An 18,210-nucleotide genomic window follows, 5' to 3' on the forward strand; every position below is an offset into this window, starting at 1 on the left:
CGGTTGCGGAGATGATCGACCATGTCGAAGAAGTACGGAATTGCCATTGCCAACGAGACGGTGACCGCGCCGAACCAGGAATGGTTTGCCGCCATCAATCCCTTTAGCCGCGAGGAATGGGCGCAGATACCGCAGGCAATGCCCGCGCAGGTCGCCGATGCGGTCGCGGCGGCGAGACGAGCCTATGATTCCGTCTGGAGCAAGACCACCGGTCTTGCCCGCGCGAAATTGCTGAACGGGCTGGCCGACCTGCTCGATGCGCAAGCCGAGCGCATCGCCATCATGGAGAGCACCGACAACGGCAAGATCATCCGCGAGACGCACGGGCAGATGCATTTCGCCGCGCGTGCCTATCGGTTTTTCGCCGGCTGCGCCGACAAGATTTTTGGCGATACGATCCCGCTGGATCAGCGCGACGTCTTCGACTTTACGCGTCGGGAGCCGATCGGCGTCGCCGTACTTATCACCGCCTGGAACTCGCCCATGGGGCTGCTTGCCAACAAGCTCGCGCCGGCGCTGGCGGCGGGCAATTGCGTCGTCATCAAGCCGTCCGAGCATGCATCCGTGACGACGCTGGAATTCGCTGAGTTGGTGCGGGAGGCGGGCTTCCCGCCGGGCGTTGTCAACGTCGTGACCGGTGATTACAGGGTAGGGCAGGCACTGCTGACGAGCGGCCGGATCGATCGTGTCAGTTTCACGGGCAGTCCGAACGTCGGTCGTCAGATCGCGGCGGAGGCAGGCCGGTCTCTCGTCCCGGTGACGTTGGAGCTGGGCGGCAAGTCTCCCAACATCATCTTCGAAGACGCTGACCTCGACAAGGCGACGGTCGGGGCTCTCGCCGGCATTTTTGGCGCAACCGGGCAGACATGTATCGCCGGCTCGCGGCTGCTCGTTCAGCGCTCGATTCACGATGAGATCGCCAAGCGCCTGGTTGATCGGGCGGGCAAGATTCGTCTGGGCAATCCGTTGGACAAGACGACCGATATGGGCACCGTGGCGAACGAACCGCAATTTGGCCGCATCCTGAAATTCGTTTCCGACGCGCAAGCGGAGGGGGCGGTTCTGGCCTGCGGCGGAAAGCCTGCAGCTGGTGACGGATTGGGGAGAGGCCTGTTCATCGAGCCGACCATCTTTACCGGGGTGGATAACAGGATGGCCATTGCCCAGGAAGAGGTGTTCGGACCAGTGCTGTCGATCATTCCTTTCGACACCGAGGAACAGGCGATCCTTATCGCCAATGACAGCAAGTATGGGCTGGCTTCCGGCGTCTGGACGACGAACCTGTCGCGCGCCTTGCGCGTGTCGCGGGCTGTCCATGCCGGGACCGTCTGGGTGAATACCTATCGCGCCTCAAGCGCGATGGCGCCGTTCGGCGGGTTCAAGGAGTCGGGCTTCGGCAAGGAACGCGGTGTCGCGGCGCTGGATGAATTTCTGCAAACCAAGAATGTGATGATCGATTTTTCCAACGAAGAGCGTGATCCGTTTGCTCTTAAATTGTAAGACACAGACTGAGGCCTCCGGATGAAAGACAAATCGATCGCGAACGTCGCGGGGCCAGCGCCCCGCCTGGCGCGCTTTCTTCCGAATTCGATCAACTTGTTTGACGACGGCATGCCCGTCCCAAGGCTGGTGCCACACCTCCACAGCGCGGCGACCGTCGACTTTCATCTGTCAAAATGACCCAAATATCGACCCCAGTATCAGGACAGCAACAAGTGCGATGATGCAGCTGACGATCACGGTCATCACCATGTCGAGATAGCTTTCACGATGAGTGAGACCACTGATCTGCAATAGCAGCAAGACCGTTCCGTTGTGTGGGAGGGCGTCCAGGGTGCCGGCGCTCATCGTTGTGATACGATGCATCAATTCGCGGTCGAGGTGATACTCGCTGGCAAGACGCAAGAAGTCGTCGCCAAATGCATTGAGAACGATGGCCATTCCGCCGGAAGCAGTGCCGGTCAGCCCCGCCAGCACATTCATGGAGACGGCCAGCGAGACCAGCGGCCCTCCGCCAATCCCGAATAGCGCATCGCGAACCGTCGCGAATGCCGGCAACGCGGCAACGACCGCGCCAAAGCCGACAAGACTGGCGATCATCAACATCGGCAAGGCCGCCGAATTCGCACCGGCGTCGAGACTTTCGCGGAGGGTTGGCAAGCGTCGAAGGTTGCAGAGAAGGACGGTCAGGTTCGCCGCCGTGAGCGCCACGATCACTGACCAGACACCGGACACGGAGCCGATCGTCGTACCGCCCCACTGGTCCTCGGACAGGAACGAAAAATCGAGCCGCGGGAACACCACGAGAGACATCAGGAAATTCGTGGCGATAACGACCACGAGCGGCAGCACGGCCACGGCAAAGGGAGGATCGCTGTCGGCCTGCTTACCGTGTGGCAACTCCGCCGGGTCGAAGTCACCCGCCGGCGCCGCCTGCTCGCGAACGATCTCACTGACGACAGGAGCGGTTTCCGTCTCGCCACCGTAACCTTCGCCGGCCTTGCGCGCGGCCGCCTCGGCGCGGCGAAGCCACCACATGCCGAAGACGAAGATGATAGCCGATGCGATGATGCTCAGCCCGGGGGCCGCGAAGGTGGTGGTGCCGAAGTACGGCATCGGAATGGCGTTGTTGACCGAGGGGGTTCCCGGCATCACCGACATGGTGAACGTGAATGCGCCGAGGCCCACGGTTGCCGGCAACAACCGGCGCGGGATGTTCGCGGCCCGGAACATCTGATGTGCCATGGGCACCAGCACGAAGAATGCGACGAACACGCTCACGCCGCCGTAGGTCACAATGGCCGAGGCGATCACCACCGCCAGCATTGTGCGACTGGTTCCTAGCCTGTTGGTCAAATATCGCGCGATGGAGCTGATCGAACCGGTGTCGCCCATCAGCTTTCCGAACAACCCGCCCAGCATGAACATGGGGAACCACTGCGCCACGAACCGCGCTCCCCCGCTCATGAACGTCTGCGTCCAGTGGGCGAGCAGCGGCTCGCCCGAGAACACGGCCGCGATCAGCGCCGCGATTGGCGCGACCAGCAGAACACTCACGCCTCGGTATGCGAGCCACATCAGCAGGGCCAGACCAAGCAATATCCCGACAAGTCCCATCGTCCACTTCCTCCGACAAATCCGAATCCCGAACGACCATGATGAGGGTTACGCCACGGCGGCGGGCCTTTCGCTTTCGTGGGTAGCGGCCGGCGCTGCCTCCAGGCGCTGCCGTGGCAACAGGAACAGCCACGTGACCAGCACGAACGGTACCGTCAGAGCCGGAATGGCGAACGGTGTCAGCGCCACGTTCAAGGCTGACTGGACAATCACCGTGAAAACCGTGGCGAGGACCGTGTACACCGCGACGCGCCAGCTCGGCTGATAGAAGACAGTGCCGAGTGCGATCGCCGTCAGGACAGGGCTGAATCCAAGGAGGCCGCCGGTGATCAGGTCGCTCTCAGCGCCGAAAAGATGGGCCGTCAGCACCGCCAATATCGCACCTCCAAGAGCGAAGGCGGCGGCTGCGAGCGAGCTTACGGCGAGCCCCGCAAGCAGGAGCAGCGCCGCAATGCTACTGGCCTTGAGGAAGACTTGCGAGATGCTCAGGAACACGCCCTGGACAAGGTCAACCAACTGGAGCGGGCTTCCCTTGTAAGGCTGGAACGCCGTCACAACGTTGCCGCTCGGCAGTGCTGCTCCCGCGAGGCCGGAAAATCCATATGTGGCCAACAGGAGAAGCCACGTTGTGAGCACGAAAGGAAATGTGAGAGCGCCACCCCATGATTTGACGACGTTGGTGGTCCCCAGCATCACGACGACGGATACCGCAGCCCCCAATATGACATACACCCAAAGCAGCGGTCCGGGAGCCAGGAACGTCGCCAGCGCAAGGCCGACGAGGATGCCGTTGAAGCCATAGAGCCCGGCATGGAGCGACTCGGTCTCGGCGCGCAGCAGCACCGCGGTGAGGTTTGCGACGAGGACTGCGAGGACGCCTGCGATTGCCACCCGAGGGGCGCCGGCTGCATATGAGCCCCAGGCGATCGCAGCGAGGAAGAGAACCCCGGTCAGCGGGTTACTCTGAAACATGACTTGCCCAATGCTGCGCAAATTGATGTCCAGGAACCGCAGTAGGCCTGACGATGCGGCGAGGCTTTCCCACTTTGCCAAGGCCTGCTCCATTGCTGCCTCCTCTGAGGTGTCGGCACCCGCTCTCGGCTAGCGCCATAGATGGCGCGGAGGTAGCGCGGCGCCGATGATCTCCTGACGAACGATTTCCCAGAACTCGCGAACCTTGGCCTTCACCTGCGCAGTTTCGCGACCCAGCACCTTGAAGATCAGGCCGGCATCTTTGGGCAGACGACCAGCGCCGAACGCCAGGCCTTCCGCAAAATTCACATCGGCTCCCACACGCTCGTGTATGCGTTCGGCCTTGTCTTTGGGAGCGCACAGGATCACGTTGGCGAACACGTCGAAGGAGTCCATCACGCCGATCTGCCGCATCACATATCGCCGAGGCTCGATGACCAGCTTCTCTGCGAACAACGAACGACCATCGGGCCGCACAGCTGACGTGGATAGCGACAGAACGCTCACTCCGAAGCACTCATCCGGATGATGGTGCTTGCGGCCTGGCTGAATGACTTCCGAGAAAAGCAGCGTTGCTGACGGGGCGACGGAGATCTGTGTGTCACTGAGAAACCGCGAGTGCCGGTGCGGGATCACGGGATCGGGAAGAAATTCCAGATATGCCTCATCGGCAAGCGTAATCGTCTGGATTTGCGCCGCGTAATTGGCGTCCATCCCGTGAATCTTGGTGGCCGACTGCGAGGTGAGGTGTGCCTGCGCGCGGGGACCAAGGGTGACGTCGAGAGCGAGCCTGTCTCCCTGCAGTACGCAGCCCGTGGTGGTGATCAGGAATACGCAGGCAAGGCCGGGCATTTCCTCGTCGCAATGCAGTGCGCGTTGCACCATGTAGGGCGCGCGGCGTTCCAGGGTCGCCAGGATCGTTTGGCCGGAGCGGCGCTCGAAGCCAAGACGCAGGAAGCCCGTCTTGCCAACTGTGCCGCTCCTCATCTGCAGCGGCTCATCCTGGAAGGAGGCGAACTCCGGCATCGATGCGCCGAGCGCTTCGGCGCGAGCCCAGGGAGGGAAGGCTGTCGGTATCATGACGCCCGCGCCCGCGGATTGATATCGAACAAAAACTCCCGTTCGATCAGGGCGACCAACTCCGGAATTCCTTCCCCGCTCTTGCAGTTCGTGAAGAGGAACGGCTTGCTGCCGCGCATCATCCTTGAATCCTGTTTCATCACGTCAAGGCTCGCTCCGACGTGGGGTGCAAGGTCGGTCTTGTTGATGACGAGGATGTCGGAATGCGTGATCCCGGGTCCGTTCTTGCGTGGGATCTTATCGCCCGCAGCGACATCGATGACATAGATGAAATAGTCCACCAGTGCCGGCGAGAAGGTCAGCGTCAGGTTATCGCCTCCACTTTCGATCAGCACGACGTCGCTGTCCGGAAAGCGCCGTTCCATGTCCTCGACGGCGGCGAGGTTCATGCTTGGGTCTTCGCGCACCGCGGTATGAGGGCAGGCGCCCGTCTCAACTCCGAGAATACGTTCCTGGAGCAGAACACCCTTGAGCGTTCGCTGAACGTGCTTGGCGTCCTCGGTCGTCACCACGTCATTGGTAATGATGAGCACCTTGATGCCCAAATCGAGCAAACGCGGTGTGATGGCTTCCACGATCGCGGTTTTGCCCGACCCGACCGGGCCGCCGATGCCGATGCGCGTGATACTCTTTGACATTCGGGAAGCTCCATTCGCGTCAACTCATGAACAGGCGTACATGCGCTCGTGTGTGGATGGCGGCCAGGATTTCTGTCAACGGAGCAAAGCCCGCCATGTCTGACAGCCGTGCCGCGGCGGCCGTCACGTACATCCCTTCTGTCTGGTCGGAGAGATCGTAGAGAATCTTCTGCGTCTCGATGTGGCTGACCTTCATCAGTCGCAGGGCTGCACCGAGGATCGTTGCCGCGACGCCATACTGGTGCACGACAAATGCCTGGCGGGCAGGCAGGCCTTGTGCGGCGAAATTGACTGCCAAGGCTATGGGGTAGCAACCGGGGGTAACGGACGTTTCAATGCAGTGACGCCAGGCACGAAGCAGCGGTGCGCCGACCACTTCCACACCCATCTCGGTGAACTTCTTGCCCATGCGTACCGACATTGCCCGGGCCTCGTCTGAAAGCTTGCGCTCATAGACCTGCGAATCAATTCGGGCGAGGGCATCGACGTCGCCCGCAATTGCCGCGCGATGCGCGGCGATCAACGCGATGCCGTCTCCGCGCGCCGCCTGCTCGACTGCAGTGCGCGTGAACGCTCGAAGCGTGGCCGCGTCGATGACGACACGTTTCTGGATGGCCGATTCCAGGCCGGACGAAAACGAGAACCCGCCGATGGGAAACATCGAGTCGCCAAACTGCAGCGCCCGCGCGAGAAGGGCGGCAGTTCCAGATGCATCGTCGCCGTCACTCTCGATGATCATGCGCAGATCCGGTCATGGCCGGCGATGTCTGTTCCTGAGAACTGGCTCCCGAATGGGCGTGGACGTGCAACGGCGGATGTCCGTATGCATGTCCAGTCTCGTCGATACCGGCGTAGCTCTCGTGTGTATGGGAGTGCACAGGACCTTCGGCGCCACCGAAGAGTCGGCGTGATTCATGTGGAGCGAGATAGGGAACAACCTCGCGGCCGGGCACGAACTCGTAACGAATCCCCTCAAAGTGATGGGTATTCATCACGGACGTCATGACCTTGCGATCGACGGTGAGCGGGACATAGACAACGTTGTCCTTGACCAGTGCTGGCCAATGCTGATTGCCCATTGCGTGGCCCACTTCAACGCAGGTGCGCATTGCGACTTCGGGAGCGAATCTCGTCAGACCATCCAGATGCACGACCATCACGTCGCGCAGTTCGATTCGTACGACGAGCGCCGAGAGAGCCTGCGCATCCCAGAGCAGCACATCACCATCGCGGATGTGAGTGCCGCGGTCGACTGAGACTGCAATCTCTGCCCCCTTTGCGGTCGTCTTCCGGAAGCGGCTCTTCTGCGCTTCCCATTGGTCGATTTCCATCAGGTCGATGCTGGCGGTGGACAGACGTGCGGCCCAGGCGGGCTCACCGATATTGCCCAGAACGGTCTTGATGAGGATCACCATACACTCCTCAGCTGAAGAAATATTTTTGGTTCAGAGAGATCGTCTTCAGGGGCGGCACGGTGGCGTGCTGTCCGTCGACGGTCACAGCGAAGGTTTCCGGGCTTACTTCAATGTTCGGCGTTCCGGCATTTCGGATCATGTCGCGCTTGCCAATCTTGCGCACATTCCGCACCGGCATCACCTGCCGACGAAGCCCCAGCCGCTCCTTGACACCGGCAGCATGCGCCAGGCCGGAAACGAACGTGATGCAGTTGGCTGCCAACGCACTTCCGTAGGCGCCGAACATCGGTCGATAGTATGTGGGCTGCGGCGTTGGCAGTGAAGCGTTCGGATCACCCATCACGGCCCAACTGATGAAGCCGTTCTTGATGACGATCTTGGGCTTGGCACCGAAGAATGCGGGCTCCCACAGGACGAGGTCGGCGATCTTGCCGACCTCGACCGAGCCCAGCACGTCGGCAATACCGTGGCTGATCGCCGGATTAATCGTGATCTTCGCCACGTAACGCAGCACGCGGAAATTATCGTTGCCCGGTGCATCCTCCGGCAGCTTGCCTCGCCCGGTCTTCATTGCGTCGGCGGTCTGGATGCAGCGCAGCCAGCATTCTCCGATGCGTCCCATGGCCTGCGAATCGCTTGAGAACATCGAGATTACGCCGAGGTCCTGAAGGACGTTTTCCGCTGCGATGGTTTCAGCGCGGATTCGGCTCTCGGTGAATGCAACGTCCGACGGGATGTCGGGGCTGAGGTGGTGACACACCATGATCATGTCATAGAGCTCGGCCTGCGAATTGATGCCGTAGGGGAGCGTGGGATTGGTTGAAGACGGCAAGACATTGGGAAGTCCCGCGATCTTGATGATATCCGGCGCATGGCCGCCGCCGGAGCCCTCGGTATGGAACGAATGGACCGTCCGCCCCTCAAATGCCTCGATCGAATCGTCGACGAAGCCGGATTCGTTCAACGTGTCCGTGTGGATGCATACTTGAGTGTCCGTCTCGTCTGCGACGGTGAGCGCGGACCGAAGCACCGCCGGCGTGGTGCCCCAGTCCTCGTGACATTTCACGCCGACGGCACCGGCCTCGATCTGTTCAATCAGGGCCGCCTTGCCGTGTCCGTGCCCCTTGCCAAGAATGCCGACGTTGATCGGCCAGCTCTCGAACGCGCGCAACATCATGCTGATGTTTCCGGGACCCGAGGTGACCGTCGTGGCGTTGGAGCCGTCCGAAGGACCGGTTCCGCCGCCGATCAACGTCGTGGTGCCGTTTGAGAGCGCTGCCTCCGCCTGCTGCGGCGAAATGAAATGAATGTGTGTATCGATGCCGGCGGCCGTCAGGATCAGATGCGAGCCCGAGATGGTGTCGGTGGCCAGGCCAATCTCGAGGCCTGGTGTAACACGATCCATGACCTGCGGATTGCCCGCCTTGCCGATCGCACAGATGCGGCCATCCTTGATGCCCACATCTGCTTTCACCACGCCCAGCACCGCGTCGATGACGGTCACGTTGGTGATCACCAGGTCAGGGGCACCCCCCGCCCGCGTCACCTGATTGTCCATGCCCATGCCCTCACGCATGCTCTTGCCGCCGCCGAAGACGATCTCGTCGCCATAGCCGCCGCGCAAATCGCGCTCGATCTCGACGAACAGCCCGGTATCGCCCAAGCGGATGCGGTCACCCGTGGTCGGTCCAAAGAGACCCACATATTCTTGACGAGAGATGGTCGCCATGGTGGTCCTCGCTCATTGAGTTTCGGCGGGCTCTCAGGCGTTTCCTCTATCGGGAGCGAAAGCCCCGCTTCGACGCCAGCGTCACCGCCTCGGATTTGACCGTGGCCGCGTCCTTGCCTGCCGTGGGGCCATCGACGAGGTTGTTGAAGCCGTAAACCGCGCGCTTGCCGCCGTAGGGGACGAGTTGAACCTCGCGTTCGTCTCCGGGCTCGAACCGCGTTGCCGTTGATGACGGGATATTCAGGTGCAGCCCGAAGGCTGCTGCGCGATCAAATTCCAGCGCGCGGTTGACTTCAAAAAAATGGAAGTGCGATCCAACCTGTATCGGTCGGTCCCCCGCGTTACGCACCTTGAGCGTTGTCACCGGGCGGTCGGCGTCGAATGTGACCGCTGCCGAACTGCACACATAACCGCCGACCGATACCTCGACTGTGGCCGGATCGACATCGGCAGCAACAGTGGGGCCCACTTTTGGTCCAGCCATGTTAACCTCCCGTTAGACACTCACTGGATCGGCGTATGCACGGTGACCAAGCGGCTGCCGTCGGTGAAAACCGCCTCGATCTGCACCATTGGAATGAGATCGGCGACGCCATCCATCACGTCTGCCTTGGAAAGGGCGGTCCGCGCGTCCTTGGTCACGTCTTCGATGGTCTTCCCGCTGCGTGCACCGTCGAGGGCGACGGCCGAGATGACAGCGACGGCCTCCGGATAATTGAGCTTCAGGCCCTTGGCTTTTCGCTTCAAAGCAACGTCAGCCATCATGTAGACGAGCAGCTTATCGAACTCCCTCGGAGTGAGCTGCATGTGATCCTCCTGAGCCTTGACTGCCTTAGCGGAAGAGCAGGCGCGCAAGCGGACTGCGTGAGCATATACACTTGCCACCCCTGCATTTAGGGGCGCCGCCCTTGGATGCGTCAATCAGGGTTTCCCTCGGGTTCATGTCGGAAATCACCTGATGGACTGGCTGTCGCGCGGACGCATCTTTTGCTCGGCGAGGGCGATCAGCACGACGAGCTCTATCTGTCCATAGAGATCGAGATTGGGTCCGGCGAGCTTGATCCCGACATAGCGGCGAGGGAGGCTCCGCGCCCTCGCTCCGCTGCACATCGATCTCACTCATGGCCGTCCACTCACGATTGCTCGCCATTGAATCTCTGCCTGCGATCATCGCCAAGCCAGTCCTCGACGTAGAATCTGAGGATCGCGACCCGTCCGATCGCGATGAGCGGCATGGCGAGCGCGATGCCCAGGACGCCGAACAGCGCGCCGAGGAGGACGATCGCGACCAGTGTCCACGCTGGAGGGATCTCGACGGCCTGACGCTGGATCAGCGGGCCGATCACATAGCCCTCGATCGACTGGATGATCGTGTAGATGACGACGGCCCAGATCAGCAGGGAGGCGCCGAGCGGCATCGCCACAAGAGCGATCGGGATCGCGGCCACGATCGGCCCGAGATAGGGGATGAAATTGGAGAGACCCGCCTGGAGTCCCAGCACGAAGGGACCAGGCAGTCCGATCCAGTAGAGCGCGACCCAGACGCACAGGGTCATGAGGACGATGCGGATCGACTGCCCGACGAGCCACAGCCGCATGACGCTACCCATCTCGTCCATGACGTCGCGGGTCCGCGCGCGGTAGGACTGCCTCACGAGCATGACCAAGCTGTCGCGGTGGCTGGTCGGATCGAAGGCAAAGAGGATCCCGAGGAACAGGATCACGAGTGCGCCGGTCAGAAGGCTTGATGCGCCGCCAAGGACGAACTGGGCGTGGCTGAGGAACCTGCCCTGGTCGGAGAGCAGCCATTGCGAGAAGTTGCGGCCACCTTCCGGCCCGAGCAGTTCCACGCCATAGGACAACAGGTGCCCCTGCACGACGTCGAGCTGGGTATCCATGACCTTGATCAGCAGCCGCGTCTGTTCCGGCAGTTTGCCGGCGCCCCAGTCAAGGCCAAATCCTGTGAGGCCCGCAAGCAGCAACAGCACCAGCGTCAGCCGCCAGGCGCGATTGAGCGGAACAACCGGCGCCAGCGCCCGCGCCGAGGCGTCCAGAAATGCTGCAAACAGCACGCCTGCGAACAGGACAAGCAGGCTCGACATCGTTTGCCAGACCAGGAACAGCGCGACGCATGCGGCGAGCAAAGTGAGGCCCGTCGCCAACATGCTGCGGGGTGCGGGATGATCGGCCGGATCATCGCGGAGCGCGACCTCGCCGTGTCTCTCCTGTCCCGCCCTCGTGTCGTTCATTGGTCAGTCAACCCGCCGGGATCTATTGTGACGCTTTTTGTTGGGCTTGGGACTGGGTGCGGACACGCCGACTGCCAAAGTGCGGATGAGTGCCGCCGCGATGACGCCAGTAACGGTGCTTGGTCGGGGTCATGTTGGTGTTGGGCGTCGCGGTCTTCGTCGCGCCCTTCGCCCCGCCCTTGACCTCGTCCGTGGGCGCAGGTGCGGCGGGAGCATTCGACTGGGCCAGGGACAGGGGCGACGGCGCGGCAACCGCCATTAGTCCGGCCAGGATCAGAGCGCCGCAGAGAGTCCGGGTCTTCATGTTCGCCTCCACGTAGTCGGCCTCGTTCGACGAAGGAGCCATGACGCACGCCGGCCTTCCAATCCGGGCTGAGGCGGGCACGGATGTGGCCAACCACCTGGTGAAGACTTTAGAGGCGGCTTTCCCGCTCGCACATCAGGGTTTCTCTGTAGGGAGCCTGGGCAGGAAATCGGCTGCCGTCGGCTTCTGTGAGCCGTCGTCAGGTCGCACCCGGATCACGACTGCAGGATGATGCGGGAACGGCGGCCCGCGCCACAAACACGACACCGGCGCGGAAGAATTCACCAGCCTTCGCGAGTTCGGCCGCGATGTGTCTGGCGTGCAGGATGGCCGCATCCTGATCGGGGTGTTCGCACCCGGTCGCGTCGGATGAGAGGCCGTATTTGTCGACGATGTGGAAGAAGAAGCGCATGCCACCGGTTAAGCCGGGCCACGGCCGGCTTCCAAGTGACAACGGCGTAAGGAGCGCCATCCAAAGGGATGAGACGTACGCGGCAGTTCCGGATTGCACTTCTTATCTGCCGTGAAAGCTGCCTGAACTGCCACGGAATACGTGATTATCGCAGCCGGAACTCGGGTGAATGTCCGATGCCGCCGCGTGGGCAACGGGGATAGCGTGGCCTGGTCCGCGAGTTCAGGAGGAGGCAAGCGATGTCAAATTTTGATCAGAAGCTGACTACCTCCGGCGCGACCGGCCGCGGCACAATCGCGGTGGACGCCGGGCTGCGCAACTACATGATGCGCATCTACAATTACATGGCTGCGGGCGTCGGCCTCACCGCTGTCGTCGCGTGGCTGACCTACCAGCTTACCGGCCCGGAACTACTTCAAAATCCACTGATGTGGGTCTTCATCCTGGCGCCGCTGGGGTTGGTGTTCTTCATCGGCGCGCGTATCAATACGCTGTCGGTGGCAACAGCGCGCCTCCTGTTCTTTGTCTATGCAGCGCTGGTCGGCGTATCGCTCTCGACCCTGTTCCACATCTATACCAGTGCCTCGATCACCCGCGTCTTCTTCATCTCAGCCGCGACGTTCGGCGCGCTCAGCGTCTTTGGCTACACGACGCGGCGCGACCTGTCGGGCCTCGGCACCTTCCTGTTCATGGGCCTGATCGGAATCATCATCGCGAGCCTGGTCAACCTATTTCTGCGGTCGACCGGGCTCGACTGGCTGATCTCGATCGTCGGTGTGGGTGTCTTCGCAGGCCTCACAGCCTACGATACGCAGCGGATCAAGGCGATGTACGACAGCAGGGATGACGAAACCTCCGCCGGCCGCAAGTCCGTGATCGCCGCGCTGTCGCTCTACCTTAATTTCATCAACCTTTTCATGATGATGCTGCGCCTCTTCGGCGGCCGGCGTTGACAGATCAGCGTACGACAACCGATCGCGTGAAGACGCTACGCGAGGCGATCGCCGCGCTTCAAGCCGCTGGGCGCGCCGCCTCGCTGGCGAGCGCGTCGCGCAGCACTTTTTCCTTGGTCTCGTCCAGGGAGGTCTTCAGCACGATCCCGCCGGCGTCCTTGATTTCCTTGAGGACCTTGTCCGCAGTCATGTGCTTGATCAGGACGAACAGCGCCGCGTTGCCGGGCTGAAGGGTTTTGGACAGATCCTTCATGAAGGCGTCGTCGATGCCGAAATCGGACAGCGCGCCGCCGAGCGCGCCGGATGCAGCGCCCACTGCAACACCGATAATCGGGTTCAGGAACAGCACACCGATCAGGAGCCCCCAGAAGCTCCCCGTCATCGCGCCGACCGCGGTCGTGTTGACGAGCTGATTGAGCTTGATGCCGCCGGAGTCGGTTTTGACTGCGATCACCGCGTCGCTGATGGTGATCAGATACTCCTTCTGCAATTTGAAGAGGCGTTGACGTACATCTTCGGCTTTCGCTTCGGACGGATACACGATCGCTACTAGATCGGACATGGACACCTCCTGCTGGATCGCGCTCGGCCAATGCGGCTGCTAGGCGCACGTCTTGAGATTAACTATCGGCCCGCGCGCGCGGCATCGGAGGAAACCCTGAGGCGCCGGGATGAATGTTCCTGATCATCCGAACCGGAGAATTCTTCTACTCGCCCGGCAGGCCACCGACTCATGCGATCGTTTGCTCAGGGAGCCAGGAACATGAGCGCGCCGAGCAGCAGCGCCAGCATCAGAAGGCAGATGCTGGCCACCGGCCACTGGCAAAGGACCTCGTTCGCCCCCTCGACAATCCGTCCGAATGCCAGGCAAGTGCGTCGGAAAGGACCGAGCGGTCGCATGAGGGGCTTCCAGGCGGTCGAAGACGTGTGCGGATGCGGCCAGGGACTAAGCAGGATTGCCAATACGGCGCCTCCCATGATCGGCAGAAGTAATTTGGATAGCATCTCAGGGATAAAGAGACCCGATTTGCCTTCGTAGCTGATTGGCAGATACCGCTCCCAGGGCAACAGGCCGAGCAGCAATGAGCATAGCGCGAGAAGAAGCGGCGCCATGTCCCGAATGCGCGGCGTGACAGGACCAGCCGAGGCAAGCGACTGACCTGACGGTGCGAGCGCATACGCGAGGACGAGCATGACGTAGGCAGCCGTAAACATTCCGCCAACCTGGATCACGACCACCCACCACCACTGCTCCTTGTCGGCCGCCGCCTGGAGCAACAGGTCCTTCGCGAGGGATGCACCACTTGGTTGTATGCCCATCAAGGCGACGCCGCCCAATGCAAAGGCCAGGACGCTTAAGGGCAGGGCCCGCGCGGCCCCGCGCAGCTCCGCGATGCGATCGTGACCGAGCGCCGCGTAGATTGATCCGACGGCCATGAACATCGCTGCCTTCGCGGTCGCATGAGAGATCGCCTGCAGCAGGCCGCCCGCCAACGCGTCGCCACTCTCAAGCCTGCCTGAAGCATCGAATGCAAGCGGAAACATCAGGAAGAGATATCCGATCTGGGCCAGCGTCGAATATGCGATCAAAAGCTTGAGGCGCTCCTGTCGCAGCGCGACGATGCTGGCGAACACGATTGCTGCGGCTCCCAGCGCAGCAAGCAGCTGTGATGCGGCGAAACCAGGCAGGCCGGGCATGACGTTGAACCAAAGCCGTACAATGATGAAGAAGGACCCCTTCACGACTAGGCCGGACAGGATGGCACTGGCGGCGGCCGGCGCGCCAGCATGGGCGGGCGGTAGCCAAAGGTGCAGCGGAAAAAGCGCAGTCTTCGCCAGAAGGCCCGTTGTCATCAATGCCGCGGCAACAAGCGCAGCAGGCTCTGGCCCAACGCGTCGCGACAGCAGCACGATGTCAAGTGTGCCATGGAGGCCATAGAACAGCGCCGTGCCCAGCAAGTAGAGGACCGAACCGAGCAATGCAAAGAGCAGATATCGCATGGCGGCGCGCAGCGTCTCCGGTCGGCCATCGAGCGAGACCAGCGGCACCGCGGCAAATGTCAGCAATTCGAGGGCAACATAGAGGGTGAAGAGATCCCCACCGACGAAAATTGCGTTCAGCGCCCCCCAGATCGCCAGCAGCAAGATCCAGAACGCGAACGATGCACGCGCTTGCGTCGTCGCGGGACCAAAGTCAGTTGTAGCGAAGATGGCCACTGCGGAGATCACGACCGCCGTCGCCGCGAGCATCACCGCTGACAATCCGTCCGCCCGTAGCGCGACACCCAGCGGTGGCGTCCAGCCGCCAAGCAGATAAGAGAGCGGGCCATCATGCTGTGGTAGCGCGAGGAGGATAGCGGCGGCAATCGCGAGCCCAAGCGGAATGGCTGCGAGCACGACCAGCCGGACGTAGCGGACGCCAAGAACAAAAGCCAGCAGAATGCCCGCGACCGGGACGACGATCGAGAGCACGAGCAGGAGACCACCTGTGGTCGTCTCGGCAGCCGACGTTGCGTCAGGGGGGAGCATCAGCCACCGGACGGATCGGGGCCGACGCGCGTGGGCTCGCCACCGCGCAGCGACGTGGAGCCGGAAGTCTGGAACAACCGCAGCAACAGGGCGATCGTCAACGCGGTTGCGGAAAATGCGACGACGACCCCGGTAATCACCAGGGCCTGCGGCACCGGATCGTTGCCAAAGCCCGCTGCCGCCCCCCGCCGTCCGACGATGCCGAACAGGAGGAATACGCCGCTGCCCAGAAGATTGAATGCGATGACCTTACGAAGCGGTTGCGGATTCGTGATCAGGCCATAGAGCCCGAGCCCGACTGCGGCTGCAGCGCACAACCCGAACACCGTGACGCCGCTCATGGCTCCGTGCTCCGTTCCGGTGCACCGGCGAGCAGCAGGCCGAGTGTCGCCGCGATCGTCAGGACCATGGCAACCTCGATGCCCAGGATCAGTGGCTTGGCGAACGTCGGTGGATAGCCGAGGAATGCCGGACCAAAATGGATGCCGCCGAGGCCGACAAGAAGGAACAGGCCGGGGCCGGCGATCAGGACGAGCCTCAGCAATCGGTTGCTTACGGGTGGCGTGTCCGCCAATCCTGCCATGATGACCAACAGCCACATGGCCGCAAGAATTGCGCCGCCCTGAAAGGCTCCCCCAGGGTGGTTGGCTCCCGTCCAGAAGACATAGATGCCCACGACGATGCCGACTGGCGGCAACAAGCGAGCCAGAAACGCGAGGATCCCGCGTGGATCCGACCGATGGCGTGGTCCGGGGCGTCCGTCCCAGGCGCGGTCCGATGCAAGCGACCAGACACCTACGATCGCCAGCAGGAGTACGACTTTTTCGAGCATGGTATCCATCGCGCGAAACGCCATGAGCACATTGGTGACGGGATTGGCCAAGCCCGTCGCGGAGGCATTCGCAACCGCCGCCGGCGCGAGCGTGGGTGCAGGTTCGGGCAATTGCAGCACCGCGCTTGCGATCGCCGCCGCGACCGCCGCGGAGAGCGCCGCCGCGCCAAGGCGCACGCCCTTGCCGGGTACTTCCGCCGCAGCCATCACCTCGGTCGCCCGCAGTCGCGCGGCTGCACCCAGCAGCAGCACGCCGCCAAGTCCTCCGCCGATTGCAGCTTCAGTCAAGGCAACATCGACCGCGTCGAGACGCACCCAAATGAGCGCCACTAGGAGCCCGTAAACGATGAAACCCACGGCCGCCGCATAAGTATCGCGGGCTACGATCGTCCAGATTCCCAGCCCCAACACCACGGCCGCGAGCATAATCTCGAGGAACGTTGCGAAGGTCATCTCGTTGGCTCGTCCTGACGCGCAGTGCGCGCGATGAGTTGGGAGACCGTCGCGCCGGCCAGCAGCCCGAGCAGCCAGATGCTGAGGAGCTTCAACCCGTCGCGTACACTTCCAGCCTGCGGGAGAAGCCCCAGCACGACGAGACCCAGGCCGAGATTGTCGGCCTTGGAGAGTGCGTGCAGGCGCGTCAGAGTGTCCGGGAAACGAAGCAGGCCGACCGTGCCAGCGAGAAAAAAGAACGCGCCGGCCGAAACGGCGACAATCGTCATCGTGTCGAGTGCGAAGCTCATCGATCCTCCCCTGACGCGGCCTCGTCAGCTTCAAGATGGGCGCGCCCCTTCTTGACAAAGGCGATGGAAGCGAAGGTGGCGAGAAGTGCGAGCGTTAACGCGACGTCGATTGCTGCGGGCACGCCCGTCACCGTGCCGAGCAGCAGCAAGGCTGCGATACCTCCGGTCCCGATCAACTGCGCTGCCATCATGCGGTCGGCGTCTCCAGGGCCCCGCAGAATGGGCACGAGCCCAAGCGCGACCATCACGAGAATGAAGCCGAGGGCAGCGGTCAGGAACTCAGCCACCGTCGAGCACTCGGGCCAACGCAGCTTCCTCCGCTGCAAGCTGGGCCGCGATAGGCTGCCCGACATCGAGACAGTGGTAGATGAGCTGCTCCTCTTCATCTCCGGTTGGCACAGTACCAGGCAACAGGCTGGTGAGCGTGGCGAACACGTTGCGACGCTCACCACGTGGAAGCTCGGTCGGGTAGAGCACGAACCCCGGGTGCAGGGGCAGCCGCGGATCGAGCGCGCGCCTTGCGACATCTACACTGGCAACGACGGACTCGCAGAAAAAGCGCAACGCTAGTTGTGCCATGGCGATCGGCGAGCGGCGCTGGGTGCCGGGCGCCAGGAGGCGCAGGCTCGTCCAGGTTGCCGCGATAACCGCTGCTGCCGCGGCAGGAAGGTCGACGGGATCGACGCCGGCAAGCACGAGCCAGAGGCAGAGAAACCATACCGCGCGCGATGCTGCGCTCGTCACCGCGGCCGCATGTTCATGGACGCCCCCGGGCATCTGAAACCTCCCTGGTCCATCGAGTCGATTGAAGCGTCATTCGAGCGCCAGTTGCGGCGCCCACCCGGGGACTCTTCCGTCATCACGCCATGACGGCTTCGACGGCTGTCGGCCACGAGTTCCACCAGCATTGCATCGCGCGATCACCTTGCTTGAAGCCTGCACCATGCGCTCTCAGTGGATTCCGGGATATCGGGTGATTGCCTGATCAAGGCCAAGGAATCCCCTAGGAGATTTTCGCCACTATCGGCGGCCTCAATTGGGCCGAGCGACGGGCGTTTGCCTGATTTGGCTCAACGCGGCAGACCACGATTACATCCGCCAGTACCGGGTAGATTTACTGATACCTGGGACCTATTCCTTGGGCAAAAGTACTGGGTGGCGATGCTGAGAACTCCAATCTCGCCCGAATGCTAACCTGTCGCTCTGATGCAGTTGACCGGCCGGGCGAAGCTTGCGG

Annotated in this window: 22 protein-coding genes; 2 read left to right on the plus strand and 20 right to left on the minus strand. The window is 62.4% G+C overall.

All coding sequences use genetic code 11. From position 1 onward, the window contains the following. Positions 1-21 precede the first annotated feature (21 nt). Complete coding sequence (locus tag HAP40_RS15195; protein WP_166817051.1) at positions 22-1,500, plus strand: aldehyde dehydrogenase; 1,479 nt, start codon at positions 22-24, stop codon at positions 1,498-1,500. 171 nt (positions 1,501-1,671) lie between these two features. Here the strand turns inward: HAP40_RS15195 and HAP40_RS15200 are convergent, their stop codons facing one another. The 13 genes from HAP40_RS15200 to HAP40_RS15260 all read right to left on the minus strand — a co-directional run bounded on the left by HAP40_RS15200 (position 1,672) and on the right by HAP40_RS15260 (position 11,916). Beyond that, positions 1,672-3,117, minus strand: coding sequence for a GntP family permease (locus HAP40_RS15200; RefSeq protein ID WP_166817050.1), 1,446 nt, complete (start codon positions 3,115-3,117; stop codon positions 1,672-1,674). Positions 3,118-3,165: 48 nt separating this feature from the next. After that, entirely contained in the window at positions 3,166-4,182 is a 1,017-nt protein-coding gene (gene yut / locus HAP40_RS15205) for an urea transporter (RefSeq protein WP_166817049.1), read from the minus strand. A 36-nt stretch (positions 4,183-4,218) separates the two neighbouring features. Continuing rightward, positions 4,219-5,169 (minus strand): urease accessory protein UreD, encoded by a 951-nt coding sequence (locus HAP40_RS15210; RefSeq protein ID WP_166817048.1) that lies wholly within the window; start codon positions 5,167-5,169, stop codon positions 4,219-4,221. After that, the gene (gene ureG / locus HAP40_RS15215; protein WP_166817047.1) at positions 5,166-5,807 is read right to left on the minus strand and encodes an urease accessory protein UreG; all 642 of its coding nucleotides are present in this window, start codon (positions 5,805-5,807) and stop codon (positions 5,166-5,168) included. The genes HAP40_RS15210 and ureG overlap by 4 nt, the downstream gene beginning before the upstream one ends. A 19-nt stretch (positions 5,808-5,826) precedes the next feature. Continuing rightward, complete coding sequence (locus HAP40_RS15220; RefSeq protein WP_166817046.1) at positions 5,827-6,546, minus strand: urease accessory protein UreF; 720 nt, start codon at positions 6,544-6,546, stop codon at positions 5,827-5,829. Beyond that, the gene (ureE, locus tag HAP40_RS15225; RefSeq protein WP_246741096.1) at positions 6,530-7,222 is read right to left on the minus strand and encodes an urease accessory protein UreE; all 693 of its coding nucleotides are present in this window, start codon (positions 7,220-7,222) and stop codon (positions 6,530-6,532) included. The genes HAP40_RS15220 and ureE overlap by 17 nt, the downstream gene beginning before the upstream one ends. Before the next feature lie 7 nt (positions 7,223-7,229). Then, positions 7,230-8,951 (minus strand): urease subunit alpha, encoded by a 1,722-nt coding sequence (locus HAP40_RS15230; RefSeq protein ID WP_166817045.1) that lies wholly within the window; start codon positions 8,949-8,951, stop codon positions 7,230-7,232. Positions 8,952-8,997: 46 nt separating this feature from the next. Continuing rightward, on the minus strand, positions 8,998-9,435 hold the full coding sequence (locus HAP40_RS15235) for an urease subunit beta (RefSeq protein ID WP_166817044.1): 438 nt from the start codon (positions 9,433-9,435) through the stop codon (positions 8,998-9,000). A 20-nt stretch (positions 9,436-9,455) separates the two neighbouring features. Next, entirely contained in the window at positions 9,456-9,758 is a 303-nt protein-coding gene (locus HAP40_RS15240; protein WP_166817043.1) for an urease subunit gamma, read from the minus strand. A 144-nt stretch (positions 9,759-9,902) separates the two neighbouring features. After that, positions 9,903-10,061: a hypothetical protein gene (locus tag HAP40_RS15245; protein ID WP_166817042.1), complete on the minus strand. Its 159-nt coding sequence runs from the start codon at positions 10,059-10,061 to the stop codon at positions 9,903-9,905. 23 nt (positions 10,062-10,084) lie between these two features. After that, a complete protein-coding gene (locus HAP40_RS15250; RefSeq protein WP_166817041.1) occupies positions 10,085-11,200 on the minus strand; it encodes an AI-2E family transporter in 1,116 nt (371 codons plus the stop codon). Between the two features lie 22 nt (positions 11,201-11,222). After that, positions 11,223-11,546: a hypothetical protein gene (locus tag HAP40_RS15255; RefSeq protein WP_246741095.1), complete on the minus strand. Its 324-nt coding sequence runs from the start codon at positions 11,544-11,546 to the stop codon at positions 11,223-11,225. 157 nt (positions 11,547-11,703) lie between these two features. Further along, positions 11,704-11,916: a DUF6894 family protein gene (locus HAP40_RS15260; RefSeq protein ID WP_166817040.1), complete on the minus strand. Its 213-nt coding sequence runs from the start codon at positions 11,914-11,916 to the stop codon at positions 11,704-11,706. A 239-nt stretch (positions 11,917-12,155) separates the two neighbouring features. On the opposite strand from HAP40_RS15260, the gene HAP40_RS15265 reads away from it, so the two are divergent. Further along, positions 12,156-12,869, plus strand: coding sequence for a Bax inhibitor-1/YccA family protein (locus tag HAP40_RS15265; protein WP_166817039.1), 714 nt, complete (start codon positions 12,156-12,158; stop codon positions 12,867-12,869). 58 nt (positions 12,870-12,927) lie between these two features. Here the strand turns inward: HAP40_RS15265 and HAP40_RS15270 are convergent, their stop codons facing one another. The 7 genes from HAP40_RS15270 to HAP40_RS15300 all read right to left on the minus strand — a co-directional run bounded on the left by HAP40_RS15270 (position 12,928) and on the right by HAP40_RS15300 (position 17,750). Continuing rightward, positions 12,928-13,431 (minus strand): DUF1269 domain-containing protein, encoded by a 504-nt coding sequence (locus tag HAP40_RS15270; RefSeq protein WP_166819492.1) that lies wholly within the window; start codon positions 13,429-13,431, stop codon positions 12,928-12,930. A 185-nt stretch (positions 13,432-13,616) separates the two neighbouring features. Continuing rightward, entirely contained in the window at positions 13,617-15,341 is a 1,725-nt protein-coding gene (locus tag HAP40_RS15275) for a complex I subunit 5 family protein (protein ID WP_246741094.1), read from the minus strand. 56 nt (positions 15,342-15,397) lie between these two features. Next, complete coding sequence (locus HAP40_RS15280; protein WP_166817037.1) at positions 15,398-15,739, minus strand: NADH-quinone oxidoreductase subunit K; 342 nt, start codon at positions 15,737-15,739, stop codon at positions 15,398-15,400. Next, the gene (locus tag HAP40_RS15285) at positions 15,736-16,683 is read right to left on the minus strand and encodes a hydrogenase subunit MbhD domain-containing protein (protein WP_334271002.1); all 948 of its coding nucleotides are present in this window, start codon (positions 16,681-16,683) and stop codon (positions 15,736-15,738) included. The genes HAP40_RS15280 and HAP40_RS15285 overlap by 4 nt, the downstream gene beginning before the upstream one ends. After that, complete coding sequence (locus HAP40_RS15290; RefSeq protein WP_166817036.1) at positions 16,680-16,973, minus strand: monovalent cation/H(+) antiporter subunit G; 294 nt, start codon at positions 16,971-16,973, stop codon at positions 16,680-16,682. Before HAP40_RS15290 ends, HAP40_RS15285 begins: the two co-directional genes overlap by 4 nt. Then, positions 16,970-17,260 carry a monovalent cation/H+ antiporter complex subunit F gene (locus HAP40_RS15295; RefSeq protein WP_166817035.1) on the minus strand — a complete coding sequence of 97 codons (291 nt, stop codon included), beginning with the start codon at positions 17,258-17,260 and terminating at the stop codon, positions 16,970-16,972. Before HAP40_RS15295 ends, HAP40_RS15290 begins: the two co-directional genes overlap by 4 nt. After that, positions 17,253-17,750, minus strand: a complete 498-nt coding sequence (locus HAP40_RS15300; RefSeq protein WP_166817034.1) for a Na+/H+ antiporter subunit E — start codon at positions 17,748-17,750, stop codon at positions 17,253-17,255. The genes HAP40_RS15295 and HAP40_RS15300 overlap by 8 nt, the downstream gene beginning before the upstream one ends. Between the last annotated feature and the right edge of the window lie 460 nt (positions 17,751-18,210).

Origin of the sequence: Bradyrhizobium sp. 1(2017) (assembly GCF_011602485.2) — a bacterium.
GTDB lineage: Bacteria > Pseudomonadota > Alphaproteobacteria > Rhizobiales > Xanthobacteraceae > Bradyrhizobium.

Coding starts and splice junctions, on each gene's coding strand:
- HAP40_RS15195 (WP_166817051.1), top strand. CDS start 22: ATGTCGAAGAAGTACGGAATTGCCATTGCCAACGAGACGGTGACCGCG.
- HAP40_RS15200 (WP_166817050.1), bottom strand. CDS start 3,117: ATGGGACTTGTCGGGATATTGCTTGGTCTGGCCCTGCTGATGTGGCTC.
- yut (WP_166817049.1), bottom strand. CDS start 4,182: ATGGAGCAGGCCTTGGCAAAGTGGGAAAGCCTCGCCGCATCGTCAGGC.
- HAP40_RS15210 (WP_166817048.1), bottom strand. CDS start 5,169: ATGATACCGACAGCCTTCCCTCCCTGGGCTCGCGCCGAAGCGCTCGGC.
- ureG (WP_166817047.1), bottom strand. CDS start 5,807: ATGTCAAAGAGTATCACGCGCATCGGCATCGGCGGCCCGGTCGGGTCG.
- HAP40_RS15220 (WP_166817046.1), bottom strand. CDS start 6,546: ATGATCATCGAGAGTGACGGCGACGATGCATCTGGAACTGCCGCCCTT.
- ureE (WP_246741096.1), bottom strand. CDS start 7,222: ATGGTGATCCTCATCAAGACCGTTCTGGGCAATATCGGTGAGCCCGCC.
- HAP40_RS15230 (WP_166817045.1), bottom strand. CDS start 8,951: ATGGCGACCATCTCTCGTCAAGAATATGTGGGTCTCTTTGGACCGACC.
- HAP40_RS15235 (WP_166817044.1), bottom strand. CDS start 9,435: ATGGCTGGACCAAAAGTGGGCCCCACTGTTGCTGCCGATGTCGATCCG.
- HAP40_RS15240 (WP_166817043.1), bottom strand. CDS start 9,758: ATGCAGCTCACTCCGAGGGAGTTCGATAAGCTGCTCGTCTACATGATG.
- HAP40_RS15245 (WP_166817042.1), bottom strand. CDS start 10,061: ATGTGCAGCGGAGCGAGGGCGCGGAGCCTCCCTCGCCGCTATGTCGGG.
- HAP40_RS15250 (WP_166817041.1), bottom strand. CDS start 11,200: ATGAACGACACGAGGGCGGGACAGGAGAGACACGGCGAGGTCGCGCTC.
- HAP40_RS15255 (WP_246741095.1), bottom strand. CDS start 11,546: ATGGCTCCTTCGTCGAACGAGGCCGACTACGTGGAGGCGAACATGAAG.
- HAP40_RS15260 (WP_166817040.1), bottom strand. CDS start 11,916: ATGCGCTTCTTCTTCCACATCGTCGACAAATACGGCCTCTCATCCGAC.
- HAP40_RS15265 (WP_166817039.1), top strand. CDS start 12,156: ATGTCAAATTTTGATCAGAAGCTGACTACCTCCGGCGCGACCGGCCGC.
- HAP40_RS15270 (WP_166819492.1), bottom strand. CDS start 13,431: ATGTCCGATCTAGTAGCGATCGTGTATCCGTCCGAAGCGAAAGCCGAA.
- HAP40_RS15280 (WP_166817037.1), bottom strand. CDS start 15,739: ATGAGCGGCGTCACGGTGTTCGGGTTGTGCGCTGCAGCCGCAGTCGGG.
- HAP40_RS15285 (WP_334271002.1), bottom strand. CDS start 16,683: ATGACCTTCGCAACGTTCCTCGAGATTATGCTCGCGGCCGTGGTGTTG.
- HAP40_RS15290 (WP_166817036.1), bottom strand. CDS start 16,973: ATGAGCTTCGCACTCGACACGATGACGATTGTCGCCGTTTCGGCCGGC.
- HAP40_RS15300 (WP_166817034.1), bottom strand. CDS start 17,750: ATGCCCGGGGGCGTCCATGAACATGCGGCCGCGGTGACGAGCGCAGCA.